Origin of the sequence: Pseudovibrio sp. Ad46 (genome assembly GCF_001623065.1) — a bacterium.
GTDB lineage: Bacteria > Pseudomonadota > Alphaproteobacteria > Rhizobiales > Stappiaceae > Pseudovibrio.
In genome coordinates, this window is record NZ_LMCG01000052.1 from 1 (window position 1) to 13,998 (window position 13,998).

Consider the following 13,998-nt stretch of genomic DNA (forward strand, 5'->3'; position numbering starts at 1 on the left):
ACCGCAATGAGAGTTGGGCCAACCTTTGAAACTGGTATCAACGATCTAAATTTGCTCCTTCCCTTAGGGAAGTCATTCGGTTAATTGGGGTCGGCTAGCTAGAGAGGAAATTCAACGGAAAAATCTAACTTTCCTCTCTCTATAGTAAGTCAAACCAGAATAACCTAGAGTTGAAACATCGGGCTGCTTGGCTGTCTCCAACAGCAGGCTGAATGGCCGGTGTTGGTCAAAATTGCGGTTCGACTGTAGGCTCACACCAGCGCTGAACAAGAAAATCCTACGTTTTTCTTGTAGCCCAAGAGCAAGCCTGAACAGTGCGGGTTGAACATAAGAAAACCCGTTGCGAAAAGCATCGCAAGGTTGCTTCATGCCTCTGGTCTTTTCTTGCGGGCACTCGTCAGGATGCAGGCTCCTGATCAGAGACGCTAATATATGGCATTCTCAAGCAGCACGATTCCACTTAAAACCGCTCTTCATCCTTAGCAAACGTGACAACACGAGCTGAGATATTGCGAAGCTTCAACTCTTCGACAAAAGCCTTGCAACCCGCTTCATAGACACACCGCGATTTCTAAGGCAGTCCCAGCAACAGCGAGACTTTCCATTCTCCTGTGCTCATGGCCTCCCCTACGCCTTTGACTTTTAAAAGGCGCACGAACGGGGCATTGAGATCAGCAAACACAACATGGGCTCCACCTTCCTCAAAATAATCGCCGTTCTGTTCAACAAACTCCAGTGTGGCTTCCAATGAAGCATCCCAAGCCGCCTCCAGCACCTCAGAAAATGAGATGACTTCAGCGCGGTTAATTGCTGTCTGCTTTGTTGGAAATGTGAGGATCTTGGCATTCATGTTGTGCTCCCTTGTGATCAAGAGACTTGAACGGCTTGCAAAAACCATGATGTTCATTCCGTCTCAATGAGGTCCGTTTCATTTCCCTTGCCAAACAAACGGGTGTGCGGGAGCTAGTGAGAAGAGAGGCTGTCCATAGTCTCCCGCAGCCCTAAGGGCGAGGAAGATTGTGGTCAGGCGAGCGACGATCTAGGTCACGTGAGGGCAAAGCCCTTAAAGCTGTCCCTCAGGTCAAAACGACAGAAAAGAATGGTCAGAACTTCGGCTTGTTGGAAGCTGGCATGTGGTGGGTGCGGCCATCGCTTGCCAGCTTCCAACCCATCAACAAACATGAGTGAGCTGGATTGTAAGTTCGAAGTGAGATCTGCTGATCCCGCGAAGGGCTTGCAAGCCAGGGCGCGCCGCTTTCATACTTTCCCAGATGAAGACTTTGGAGAGAGTGTGCGTCGTGGGATCGGCAGATCCCGCAGGGCACCGGCCTGCGCACGGTTAGTTCCAAATAAGACAATAAGGCGGATGAAAGCCTCCCCGCGTCAGGAGGCATTCAGGAAGGTGATGAGCTGTTCCATCTTCTCTAAAGACAGATGTTGAATTTCCAGATCACAATAAGTGCTGTCTGGCCGGATCTCGAAAGCACCGCGAGCACTGCAATCAAAGCTTTGAATAGCCTTGCGCAAACTGTACCTGCCGTGAATATTCACATGCGCTTCTGATGGAGCTGCCCGCTTGATCGCGTCTGCAATCTTGCGCTTTTTATCGTGATGATCAGCAATCGCCGCCAGTGCCTTAAAGGCCAGCGGGAACGCTGGCTCTGTGATGTGACGGTTGATCTCCTTCAGGACTTGCTCAGGATGGGATGTAAACCGGTCAGGCGCAAACGTTCGCCGTAATGCTGGCTGCTCTCCCCACGCAGCATATTCTTTCAGATTGCGCCAATAGTGACTGTCTCCCAAATCATGCCGCAGGCTGGCATTGGTTCGTATGCGGCCGCGCTCTTTCATAAAGCTGATGACCAAGGCTCCCATGGGAGCCTCAACCGTGACAAGGTGGCCTTGGGAGAGGATTGTCCCCTCCCCCTCAAACAACATTCTGGCGACCGGTAAAACCGTTTCTTCCAGTGTCATGCCGCCGCTCCAAGTGCATAGTTACGGCGACTAGGACGAGACGGGCGCGTACTGCCATGTGCGTCCCTGATATCATCCATTGAATAGGTGCCACGGCTGCGAGACTTCCATCCGGACGGGCGATAATTCCACTTCTGCTTTTTCTTGGCATACTTGAAGCCTGCCTGTTTCAGGGTCTCTTTATGTTCTCGGGTATTTCCACCCACCCACACCCATGCACCACAAATTTCAATTTCCAGCCCATCAAGATCAATAATGGCGTTAATGGCCGCGTTGAGTTCTTCGCCGTAATTACAATCGCTGTCCTCTTGGGTCTGTGTGCTGGTTGCATCGCGCAGCACATCAAAGGCAGCATTAACAAGCTTCATCATCTCAGCCCCAGCCGGATTCAGGTCTGGATGGTATTTCTTGGCAGCACCCTTGTAGGCGGATTTGATTGCCTCTTGTGTTGCACCTGAAGAAAGTCCGAGGATGGAAAGGGCGTCTGAAATTTTCATGGTGTTTGCTCCGTCTCTGGAAGGTCCGTTTCTACTTTCCTTGCCAATAAAACGGGTGAGCGGGAGCTGGTGAGGAGTGAGGCTGTCCATGATCTCCCGGAGCCTGAAAGGTGAGGAAGATTGTAGTCAGGAGAGAGACGATCTAGTTCGCGTGAGGGCGCGAGCCCTGCTGCAGAACCTCAGATTAAAACGACAGAAAGGAAGGGAGAAAGAAGCGCGGGAAGTTTATGAACTGTCCTATGACAGCTCGGGAGCCCATTGCAGTCATACGCCACACGATCTGCCTTCGCGAGTGCAGCAAATCGCTCGTGACCAATAACTGCCATTCAGCCTCAACCCAGTAGCTTCTGGCCAGCGTGCCACCTCAACCTCCGATAGATTTTGGTCTGCTTGTTGCTGAGTGACCATAAGCTGACACTCACGCTACCTTAGAGCAGCCTCAGCTGCAGCAAGACATCAACTTAAGATTGCTCCCACTCACCTTGTCTCTATGGGCGGAAAGTGGTCATTCATAACACTGCGAGAACTCCGGCCAGTGAGAGACCGTTGCTAGCGTCGAGGGCCACAAGCAGCCATTCGGCTGGTTCCACCAAGGGTTGAGATTGCTAGCAGCAAATCCTCTCATTCGGCTTGATAAATAACCCTTCATAACCCTTGAGTACACTAGTGTGGAGTGTGTCGTGCGAAGCGAACCAAAGACTGCACGTGTGACCAATAGTAGGGAGCACTTATATGAAATCTCGTCAATACATTCATCAAACTAAGCAGTTTGCAGAGCACTCGTCTTTTGTAAATAACACAGCAAGTAATCAATGAAGCGCTGCGCCAGTGGATTTTCTTCCTGTGCGGACAAATAACTTAAGACGATAGTTACTGGCAGCCCTGGTAGGGCGCTCTCAATCACAGGAATGTCCTCCAGCAATGCAGAGGCCGGTAGAATGGAAACTCCAAGCCCTGCTTTTATGGCGGACTGTACAGCCTGAATGGAGTTCGCAGTGATTGAGATCTTCCAGTCAGAGGGCATGGCTTCCATGGCAGAGATTGCTATAGCGCGATAGCTGCATGGTTCCTGCATCAAGATCAGTTCCAGTGGTTTATCAGCCGCAGGCAGCTGCCCGCACCAGACCAGCGGCTCCTGCCATAACTGCTTGCCGCCAGAGGCCTCTGGTCCGGCGAATACCACATCCAGCTCCCCGGCATCTAAAAGACACAACAAGTCAGCCCCGCCGCCGAGGATCAAGTTGAGATCACAAGTGGGGTGTGCTCGTTTGAAGCGGGCCAGATGAATATGTAGGTGCTGCGGTACCAGATACTCTGCAAACCCGACGCGCAGCATGCTTTGCTCCTTGGGCGCAGAAACGCTCAACACAGCCTCATCGGCCAACTCCAAAATCTTTCGGGCATAGCCGATAAAAATCTCACCTTCGCTGGTTTGGGAAAGAGAACGGCTCGTACGCTCAAATAGTTTCACATCCAACCGCTCTTCCAGCTTGGCAATTTGCAGACTGATCGCCGATTGCGTCCGCCCCACTTTTTCTGCTGCAGCGGAAAAACTACCCTCCTCAATGACAGCGATCAAAGAGCGAAGCACAGTCAGGTCCGTATCAAGTCGGAAGGGAGATCTATTGGCGTTACTCATAGGACCTATTTATTTTTCTAGTTTTACTAATTGATCGTGTTTAGCCATATGTTTCATAGAACGTCAATAATCAATAAGGAAATTTTATTCATGCTAAAATCTGTGCTGGCAGCCTCTGCTCTGTCTTTCCTCTCATTATCTGCTGTAGCTGGCGAGCCGCTTCAGTTGGAAGAAGTAGCAAAATTCTCTGAAACCCGCCCGGGTAACATCACCGTAACGCCAAACGGACGCATGATTGTCAGCATGCAGCCGTTGGATGGGCCGGCGTTGAAGGTGGTTGAAGTTCTGAAAGATGGCAGCAAGGCCCCGTTCCCAACTCAAGATTGGGCAGATGGTCCGGAAGTAGGCGAACTCGGCTTGTCTGCTGTGATTGGTGTCGACACAGACTCCAATGGCGTGGTCTGGATGCTGGACATGGGAAACGATACTTCTGCACCTCGTCTGCTGGGCTGGAACTCTGAGACCAACACGCTTCACGCAGACTTGCAGATTGACAAATCTGCTCTGACAGCAAACTCCTTCCTTCAGGACTTTGTGATCGATGAAAAACGTGGTCAGATCTATATCGCGGATATGACCCTCGGCAATCTGGCGGGGCCATCCAAGCCAGCCATCGTTATCGTGGACCTGAAGACCGGCGAAGCCCGCCGCCTGCTGGAAGCGGCAGAGCAGTTTATCTCCCCAGACCGCGATGTGGTGATTGACGGTGGCCTGATGGCAGCCAAAGGAGAAGATGGCTCCCTCAACAATCTACGCTTCGGCCTCAACCCAATTGCCATCTCTGATGACAGCAAATGGGTCTACTTCGGCACTGTGAATGGCGAGCAGATCTTCCGCATCCCGGCTGCAAAACTTGCAGATCCCTCCGTAAATTCCGCCGATCTGAATACTTTCATTGAAGAATACGGTCCCAAAAAGCCTAGCGATGGTATGACTTTCAATCCCAATGGTGGTCTCTTCGTTTCTGATATCGAGAACTCAGCCATTGGCCTGACCACCGCTGGAGAGTACGAAGTGCTCATTCAGGACGAACGGCTTTCCTGGCCGGATGGCTTTGATGTTGCTCAAGACGGATATGTCTATGTTACGCAAAACCAGTTGCATAAGCACCCGGCTTTCAATCAAGGCGTCAATGGTGCAAAGGCTCCATTCTACGTGATGCGTTTTCCGGTTCCAGGCAAATAAGTTTCAAAGAAACGGATGTGACTGACGGGTTCAAACAGCTCGTCATTTGCACATTTAAGATCAAATACAAGAAATTGAGAGGCTCCCATGCTTTTGAACACACCAATCTGCGATTTTGGTTGGAAAGCGCCAGAATTTACGCTCAAAGATGCTGATGGCACCAGCTTCACCATGTCTGACCAGATTGGTGAAAGCGGTTTGCTCATCGCCTTTATTTGCAATCATTGCCCTTATGTGCAGGCCATTGCAGATCGCTTGGCAGAAGACATGAAACAGCTCAAAGCCGAAGGCTTCGGCGTTCTTGCTGTCATGTCCAATGATTATCGCTCAGTGCCTGCTGATGGACCGAGCTTCATGAAAAAGTTTGCCAAGGAATTTGGCTTCAAGTTTCCGTATTTGCTGGATGAGACACAAGAAGTTGGCAGAGCATATAACGCAGTTTGTACGCCAGATTTCTTCGGCTTCAACAACAAGGGTGAGCTGCAATACCGTGGCCGCTTGGATGATGCTGGCTTCGACGACCCAACAAACCGCACACCAGAACTTCTCAATGCCATGCGTCAGGTTGCCAAAACCAGCTGCGGACCGAAGCATCAGATCCCGAGCATGGGTTGTTCAATAAAGTGGAAGTAGATCTGTTTACGCGAAAGCTAGTCAAAATGGGGGCAACTAAGAAGCCGGACGCAGTAGCCACTAGCAGAGGACCAACTGTGGGAATTCGAGCAGATCCTCCAAGGGGTGATGCTGTTTGCATAAAAGATATTCTGAGAACCTTATTGGATCGCTCGAGCACAGATTGATGCATCCGCCCGAGTAGGTTGCAAAGAGCCCAAAGCAATAGATGCTGCAACGAGTATGAATGACGGCTGTTGCGCGCTTGACGCTGAAACTAATCGCGTCATAGCTTGGAGGGCGGCTGATCATAGTTTTTCGGCATGTTCTAAGTTAGGAATCGCAAAGCTCGCTACTCAAGATCGATACATCCAGCTAGGAACAAGGGCTGGTTTCAAGTGCAACCACAAGCGACATAGTATAACTCCCAAAACCGTGAGCGTGTTCTGCGCTATTTCTCCCAATCTCATTTGCGGTAATTTAATGCATGCAAGAATTATGGACTGATTTACTTAATGGGGAACATTACGCGGTTCTGTCTGCGTGTATTGCCTATGCTTTGCTCATGGGGATCGTTAGCATCACCGCATGTTTTCGCATACGCCGCTGGCCTCAGACGATTGGAAAACTCACGGAAGATGGGGTTTCAAGCATTGGAAGCTCTGATGAGAGAATGCACACGGCACGCGTGAGGTATGAATATTCTGTCAACGACATATCCTATACCGGCAAGCGGTTAAGTCCGTTCATTATTAGGGCCACTGGAACCAGAATGGCTGAGTGGCAGAAGGGTGGTATTCAAAAGCATGAAGGCGACTGTGTTACTGTATTCTACAACCCTGCTCTGCCCCACAAATCCTACCTGATAGTACCCACATGGACCGGAATTGCAGGGGTATTTCTGCTCGTCGCGATTCCGGTGTTTCTAATTTGGTTCTCTATTTAACGTCGACGCACATTAAGTCGGGCGACGACATTTTGAGTCGCACAATTTAATTGCAGTAAGAAGAGCTATCAGAGGCTCTGTGCAATAGGAAAGAGGCACATTGTGGAGTTATATTTCTATAACCAATCCTATATCCTTTATTTGACGCACAAGCCGCTCTCACAGAGGTTCCCAAAAAATGACTTCAACAGAACCCCGATCATACGGCTCAACGTTTTGGCGGAGGTCCTTGGCACTCTTCGCTGGGATTTTTGGGGTGCTGACTCTGATTTCCGGTGGGAGCGTCTTATTTGGGCCAGTGGAGGTTCAAGTGGCTGCGGGCGACTACATGCCAGTCGTGCTCTGGTTCAATTTTCTAGCAGGCTTTCTCTACATCGGTGCTGCAATTGGGATCTGGCTACAGCGTAACTGGGCACTTGGTCTGTCTGCGTTTATCGCAGTGGCAACGGGCCTGATTGCTTTGGGGTTCGGATTTCTGGTTTTTCAAGGAGTGGCATATGAGATGCGAACTGTAGGGGCCTTGGCCGTACGGATAGGTGTTTGGACAGTGATCACCCTGACGTTAATGCGCAGTCGACATCAAATGTGAGACTCTGATAACTAGCTCAGGACTTTGACGTGCGTGCGAACCAGACCAAGCAATGAGGAAAGCAAATCAGATGTTTTGTAGCTGATAACCAAGTCAAACAGGGGCCAAGAACCGTCATTCGGGCAATTCCATTAAAGGTTGCGCCAGTCTTAGCGGAAACACTGTACTCTTTTTCTGACAAACGTCCCTGGACACATATACGCTTTGGAGCCGTTTCATTTCGAGCCCGTTGCTGACATTGGTTAGAGCAAAGAGTTTCACGAGTGCAGCATGGTGCTTGGGGACCTCTGCAGCCATTCGCCTAATTACGGTACAGCCCATCCAGAGCGCGAGGTCAACTTAGGATTGACCTTAGTCAGCTTGACGTTGAGGATCCCAAGTTGCTGTTCGACCGACTCCTGCAAAGGTTGAACTCGCTTGGGCTGGGCAGAACTTCGTGAGCGCTCGGCGTCCACCACCATGGCTTTTGTATGACTAAAGCTCTTAGAGCGTTAGCTCAGTGAGCAGTCAAGGTGTTGTCTTAGCCCCGCTTACCTTCATTGCCGCTTACAACTATGCCCGGCGACTGAAGACGTTGCAGGGCCTCACACCATTCGAATACATCTACAAAATCTGGACAAATGATCCAGATCGTTTCAAAATCAACCCACCCCATCACACAACGGGACTAAACACCTAGGCAGTATTTCGGAGCCGGATTATGCACAAATTTAGTGGTCATCACCAACCCGAAGCGAAGCATAGCCGCGCCCCGGGTTGGTGACGACGATCTGTAAAACGCTACCGCCTTACAACACTACCATAGGTTCAGCTGTCTCGATTCTGAAAATGGTCCCATTTTGGTGCTTGCCGCCTTCGCCCGTCGTTCCGTACATGCCACCCATTGGACCTGCGACCAGAGTGTTTTCCGGATATTCCCCTGCGTTCCCGTTGAATTCGTACAACGAAGCGTAGCTATATGTCCCATTGTCTTTCTTTGTCAGTTTATAGACTCCACCTTGTCCTTTCGGGCTATACTGCGCGGTCCCGAACAGGTTGCCCGCGCTGTCGATGATGACCCCTGCTTGGGGGGAGGATAATCCGTTCATATCATCGAATTGGTGTAGGGTGGTCGGCTGAGCGGGCGTTTTCCGGTTGCTCGGGTCTCCGCTCGGGTAACTGAAGACTGTGCCCGAAACTCCGGCTCGGCTGGTCGTACCAAACATCTTTTTTCCGGAATTGTCCATAACCAGACTGCCGTAGGGCAGGACAGGATCAGTATGGTCTAGCGGGAAACTGTAGAGTCTCTTGTAGGTATAAGTCTGATCACCGGAGACGAACAGCCCGAAGATTTCGCCGCTCGAATATTCACCTCCCGCGGAGACGAGTCCGTAAAAGTTTCCGGCCCCATCCATCACCAGCCCGCCAACGGAGTAATTGTTGCCCCTAATAGGTGCAAAGTTGTGCAGGTTCTTAAAGGAATAGCCCCCCCCACCTTTTGGCGTAAGTGAGAACACAGTCCCTCCGCCATTGGTGCCTCCCGCGGAGGTTGTTCCAAACAACGTTCCATTTGCGCTTATGACCAGATGGCTTCTCGGTGCCGCTCCGTCCGAATTTTTGTGCCCCACAACCGGGTTGAAATTGTATAGGTTGGTGAGATCCCCATTGGAAGCAAGCTTGAACACAGTCCCAGTCCAGCCGGTCCCGCCACCGGCTGCCGTACCATATAGGTTACCGTCTGGGCCCATGACCAGACCCCCAATCGGACGGGCGCCATCCGCTGTCCCGCCTGCGAATCTGTACAATACTTTATATTGGTAGCTATCACCATGCGTGTCCGACGCAAGCATGAATACCACGCCGTGCCCCGAGGGATCACCTCTATCTAACCCTCCGGTATTCAAAACCCCATATAGATTGCCTGAAGGGTCGATGGTAAGGCGGCCATTTGGTGTATATCCGTCTTGGAAAGTAGCGCCAAAGTTATATAGCGTTGAGCATACAACGCTCGATGACGGGCTCTGTGTCATTCAATTATCCCCCACATACCTGCTGATAAGGCAGTCTATTGTAAGCGGTGTTTAGACGTCGATTCCCAAACTTTGGGACTATAACCAAATCTGGTGTATGGGGGGACTTTTGAGAAGCCAGCGTATCGCGTTGATTGATTGATGTTAAAAGTGTTCCAGCAGCAATATCGGCAAATCGCTATGCTAGACGGTATACCGGTTCGTTAGTTCCGATATTGGAGAAAGAAAAAGAAGCTCTAGAAAGCTTGTTAAATAACGAGAAATTAAGCGTGCGAAGGTGGGTTGCGGATGAAATTGAACGGACAGAACAAGAGATAGCATCTGAAAAACAAAGAGATGCAGAAGAAACATTCAGGCCATAGCCAAAGATAATTACAAACTCGAATCTTAGTTACTGCAAGTCTCTAGCTGTCACTAGTAACGAACAGGATACTTGGTTCTTATTAAACGTACCAGTGTGTATAGCGTCTTGCTCCTGCAGTGAATGTTTTGCCGTGAACGAATGATTAAGCTATGGTCGCAACCGTCATGTATTTGTGTGAATGTCCGCTCATGGTCAGTTGAGTAGTTTCAGATCGCCCATCAAAGCTACTGAAAATCCTTAGGGTGAGCATATCACAACCCATGCTAGAACTACTTGAATGGCAGTTCATGGCCCTCGACGCTAGCCGCCACCTCTCACTGATCAGAGTTTTCTGCGTTGCAGCGAAGGGCAGCAATGTCCGCTAAGCCCTCGTCAGTATGATACTATATTCCTCAGTATGAATCTTTATTACTGAGTATGATACTTTATTACTCTCCTACAGTTGCTGGGACTGCCTTACAAATCGCGGTGTGTCTATGAGGCAGGTTGCAAGGCGTTTGTCGAAGAGTTGAAGCTTCGCAATATCTCAGCTCGTGTTGTCACGTTTGCTAAGGATGAAGAGCGCTTTTAGGCGGAATCGTGCTGCTTGAGAAAGTCATATTAGCGTCTCTGATCAGGGGCCTCCAAGCCCACGCAGGCCCGCAAGAAAAGACCAGAGGCATGAAGCAACCTTGCGATGCTTTTCGCAACGGGTTTTCTTATGTTCAACCCGCACTGTTCAGGCTTGCTCTTGGGCTACAAGAAAAACGTAGGATATTCTTGTTCAGCGCTGGTGTGAGCCTACAGTCGAACCGCAATTTTTGACCAATAACTGCCATTCAGCCTCAACCCAGTAGCTTCTGGCCAGCGTGCCACCTCAACCTCCGATAGATTTTGGTCTGCTTGTTGCTGAGTGACCATAAGCTGACACTCACGCTACCTTAGAGCAGCCTCAGCTGCAGCAAGACATCAACTTAAGATTGCTCCCACTCACCTTGTCTCTATGGGCGGAAAGTGGTCATTCATAACACTGCGAGAACTCCGGCCAGTGAGAGACCGTTGCTAGCGTCGAGGGCCAGAAGCCGCCATTAGAGCGTTTCCATCAAGAGTTGAGACACGCTAACCCGAAGTCCTTCCACTTTTCTCGAACCAGTCCAAGCTCACCGAAGTTGAAGGGGCAACCTCAAATTAGGCAGCCGGCATACGGCACAACTTTTCATCCCCAAACCCTTTAACCATACGATCACGTTTGGACGAGGTGTTCCATACGATACACTTCCCCGCATCCAGCCCTCTTAAATAACAGTCAACAGTAAATGGTGGGGCATGCTCAGCAATGCGGCGCAGTTCGCTCCACCTGGGTGATCTAGAGGAGAGATGAGATGCCAATAGATGGAGCTTCAGGTTTTAGCCCTTCGCACTTTATCGGAGGCGGTTTTGACGGAGATGCCTTCGAACCAACTTACGATAGCCTGCCAAGTTCAGTAAACGGGGACGGCGTAACTGCTGAAGGCCCTGAAAAGGTTGCACAAGTGTTTCGTCAAGAGCGCGCACCAGTATTCCGCCTCGCAAACTCAACGCCAAACTACAACGACATCAAATCGCAAAACTTCGGTGATCACGAAAGCTTCAGCTACTACAATCTACCGGGCGTCAACTCGTTCATTAACTTTGGTCGCGAAGAAGGGCAGTTTAAAGGCGAGAACCACGGCGATAAGGTTCATATTTCTGTAAAGAAAGAGCACCTCGAACAAGCATTTGATGCAATCTCCGGCCTGCTTTTGTCTCCAGACTCTCCAATCGACAAGTGGAAAGTGACCAATCTAGACTCTACTAAGGGTAGCGTAGATACTAGTAATCTGGCGCGACGTGTTTCTGATGGTGCCCAATTCACTCTCTACATCCGTGCTGAAGAAGAAGGCGAGCCTTACACCACTGAGCAGCTGGTAAAAACACGCCAGTTCTTTGAAGAGATAGAAGGAGCTTTGTTGACCAACTGGGTAGATGAAGGCGTAAAGCCAGATTCAGACGTCTCCGCTCACCACTGGGGCTACATTAGCTACCGCAACGAGCTAAACAGCGACCGTGCTGGCGGCGAGCAACAAGCAGCATTCCTAAAACAGGAACCCGTCTTCCGAGCTCTCACCGAATAAGACGCGAAGATCTTTTTTAAACCTAACCACAAGGCCGCCCTTGCGGCAACTGAAAAGGCGATCAAGAATATCCGACAACTTTGGCCCGCTCCAAGAGTGGGCTAGAAGACGATATTCATGAGTTTCTGGTAGAGGTTGAGGTAACATCAAGGTGACGATGTCGTAGATCTTTGTGGGGTGAACTTTTCTCAACTCAATAAATGTACAGTTACCGAACGAAGAGCACATATAAACCTTCATTACTCTTTCACATCTATTGAACAAAGGACTTGTAGAATGGCGGCATAGCAACTTTAATCAAATTGTCGGGTAACTGTGACGAACTCCACGCTCTCAAACTTCAACAGCAAGGGCAGTTCCAAAGTCCTACCCTTGCTGTTGGCGATGCGTTATGATCAAGCGGTTGCAGCCCGCCTATCCAGACTGAATGTCAGAATGCTCACGCCGACATACAAGACCGACGAAACTACGCATCCAACCAAAGGCCCTACCACCCATCCAGTAGCACCCCAGATCAACAGGTAGCCCGAAATGCAGAAGCCTCCAACCATAGCAGCCAGTGCGCCGTATGCGTTTCCGCGCCAGAACGCTGAAATGAAGACCGGACCAACCAAAGCAGCAAGCAGAGTGCCTGTACCAAGAATACCTAACCAGGACAGGAAGAACGGTGGCGCGTAGATCATCATCAACAAGCCGACCAATCCAAACACCACAACTGCCGCTCGGTTGATGAACAAAACTGTCTTGGGGTTTTCATGACCCGGGAACAGCGCTCGACGTAGATCGTGAGATGCAGCAGAGGCGACCGTGTGCAGCAACGAGTTTGCCGTGGACTGCATGGCAAACAGGATGCAGAGCGTAATGAAGCCGCCTAGAACTGGGTGCAGGAACGTCTCCAAATAGACCGGCATGGCCTGATCGGCCTCGGCGAGATCCGGCATCTTAAGCCGCATGTAGAGACCGACGATGGGGATAAGCGACAGGATGCACGCAAAAGGCGCCACATAGAGCGCAACAGTCGAGAACTTCACGTCGGCTCGAAACGCCAGAAAGCGCACTGCCATGTAGGGCAGGACAGCGGAAAACATGAACGCATAGGGCAAAACCAGATAGACTGCACCTTTGGCCTGGCCGTAAGGGTCAGAAGACACAGGGTTCACGAGATTAGGGTCGATCTTATTCAGCTGAGTGACCATCTGCATCAGGGGAATGTCGCTGAACATCTGAACACACACGATAACCGCGGCAATCAACATGCCTATCAGCATCAGCGTGTCAGTCCAAGCGACCGCCGTCAGACCACCTAGAACAGTATACAGGATGATGATTGAGATCATCACCGTAGCGCCCCAGACCTGCGGTAGATCAAGCCACCCTGACGCGAGTATGCCAACCGCTTTGATTTGACTAGTCAGGAATACGAGTAACAAGACAATTGTGACGATTGCCGCAACGCCTTGAACCAGACGAGCTAGTCCACCGGTGCTATGCAGGTTGGCTGCATATTCCGGGATCGTATTACTGCCCATGGACGCTGCGCGCTGCGACAGGAACTTAGCAAAGAAAAGTACAGCGATCACCATTGCAGGTGCAAACATAAAGTTGCCTAGAATTTCGATGGCACCGAACTCGTAAGCTACACCGGGTGAGCCCATGAAGCCCCAACCGGAGTAGCCCGTCGCCACGATCGTCGCGGCACCCACAAAAGGGCCAAGCGACCGGCCAGCGACTAGAAAACCGCTTTCGTCATCGTTATTGAAATGCACAACTTTGCTCGATTTCCAACCCAGCCAGATTAATGCGATAAAAGACGTCGCCATGATCAGCCAGTTGATCCACGGAATACTTTCCATGATCTCCTCCTCCAGATTTGGTAAGTGATGCACCGCCTTCTGTTGCGGAACGGGTCTTTGGGGTCAGTCGTTTTTGCGAACGCGATCTAACAGCCAGGCAACAAGCGCGGCGGCGATGGTGGCCATACTCAGGATGACAAACCAATCAAGTACCCATGAATTCAGAAACATATGCTCCTCCCAGATTAAAATGTCTCT

11 protein-coding genes and 1 pseudogene are annotated in these 13,998 nt (G+C 50.5%); 6 read left to right on the forward strand and 6 right to left on the reverse strand.

All coding sequences use genetic code 11. The annotated features are described in order from the left end of the window. Window positions 1-571: 571 nt before the first annotated feature. The 4 genes from PsAD46_RS16780 to PsAD46_RS16800 all read right to left on the reverse strand — a co-directional run bounded on the left by PsAD46_RS16780 (window position 572) and on the right by PsAD46_RS16800 (window position 4,110). Complete coding sequence (locus PsAD46_RS16780; RefSeq protein ID WP_153040765.1) at window positions 572-850, reverse strand: hypothetical protein; 279 nt, start codon at window positions 848-850, stop codon at window positions 572-574. Between the two features lie 533 nt (window positions 851-1,383). Beyond that, window positions 1,384-1,974, reverse strand: a complete 591-nt coding sequence (locus PsAD46_RS16785; RefSeq protein ID WP_063307441.1) for a hypothetical protein — start codon at window positions 1,972-1,974, stop codon at window positions 1,384-1,386. Continuing rightward, complete coding sequence (locus PsAD46_RS16790) at window positions 1,971-2,471, reverse strand: J domain-containing protein (RefSeq protein WP_063307448.1); 501 nt, start codon at window positions 2,469-2,471, stop codon at window positions 1,971-1,973. Before PsAD46_RS16790 ends, PsAD46_RS16785 begins: the two co-directional genes overlap by 4 nt. A 760-nt stretch (window positions 2,472-3,231) precedes the next feature. Next, window positions 3,232-4,110, reverse strand: a complete 879-nt coding sequence (locus PsAD46_RS16800; protein ID WP_063292506.1) for a LysR substrate-binding domain-containing protein — start codon at window positions 4,108-4,110, stop codon at window positions 3,232-3,234. A 90-nt stretch (window positions 4,111-4,200) separates the two neighbouring features. Here PsAD46_RS16800 and PsAD46_RS16805 point away from each other — a divergent pair, with 90 nt between their 5' ends. From PsAD46_RS16805 to PsAD46_RS27695, 4 genes and pseudogenes are all read left to right on the forward strand, one after another. Continuing rightward, on the forward strand, window positions 4,201-5,295 hold the full coding sequence (locus tag PsAD46_RS16805; protein ID WP_084404441.1) for an L-dopachrome tautomerase-related protein: 1,095 nt from the start codon (window positions 4,201-4,203) through the stop codon (window positions 5,293-5,295). Window positions 5,296-5,382: 87 nt separating this feature from the next. Continuing rightward, window positions 5,383-5,928: a thioredoxin family protein gene (locus tag PsAD46_RS16810; protein ID WP_063292507.1), complete on the forward strand. Its 546-nt coding sequence runs from the start codon at window positions 5,383-5,385 to the stop codon at window positions 5,926-5,928. 1,235 nt (window positions 5,929-7,163) lie between these two features. Beyond that, window positions 7,164-7,442 (forward strand): hypothetical protein, encoded by a 279-nt coding sequence (locus tag PsAD46_RS16820; protein WP_208981889.1) that lies wholly within the window; start codon window positions 7,164-7,166, stop codon window positions 7,440-7,442. A 535-nt stretch (window positions 7,443-7,977) separates the two neighbouring features. Then, a pseudogene (locus PsAD46_RS27695) lies at window positions 7,978-8,121 on the forward strand (IS481 family transposase); the annotation flags it as partial. 109 nt (window positions 8,122-8,230) lie between these two features. Here the strand turns inward: PsAD46_RS27695 and PsAD46_RS16825 are convergent. Next, a complete protein-coding gene (locus PsAD46_RS16825; protein ID WP_063307443.1) occupies window positions 8,231-9,451 on the reverse strand; it encodes a choice-of-anchor tandem repeat GloVer-containing protein in 1,221 nt (406 codons plus the stop codon). Between the two features lie 134 nt (window positions 9,452-9,585). On the opposite strand from PsAD46_RS16825, the gene PsAD46_RS28270 reads away from it, so the two are divergent. Further along, window positions 9,586-9,813, forward strand: a complete 228-nt coding sequence (locus PsAD46_RS28270) for a hypothetical protein (RefSeq protein WP_153040767.1) — start codon at window positions 9,586-9,588, stop codon at window positions 9,811-9,813. A gap of 1,363 nt (window positions 9,814-11,176) precedes the next feature. Next, window positions 11,177-11,947 (forward strand): hypothetical protein, encoded by a 771-nt coding sequence (locus tag PsAD46_RS16835; RefSeq protein ID WP_063292515.1) that lies wholly within the window; start codon window positions 11,177-11,179, stop codon window positions 11,945-11,947. Between the two features lie 395 nt (window positions 11,948-12,342). Here PsAD46_RS16835 and PsAD46_RS16840 read toward each other — a convergent pair whose 3' ends face one another. Next, on the reverse strand, window positions 12,343-13,800 hold the full coding sequence (locus tag PsAD46_RS16840; RefSeq protein WP_063307445.1) for a sodium:solute symporter family protein: 1,458 nt from the start codon (window positions 13,798-13,800) through the stop codon (window positions 12,343-12,345). Window positions 13,801-13,998: the final 198 nt, after the last annotated feature.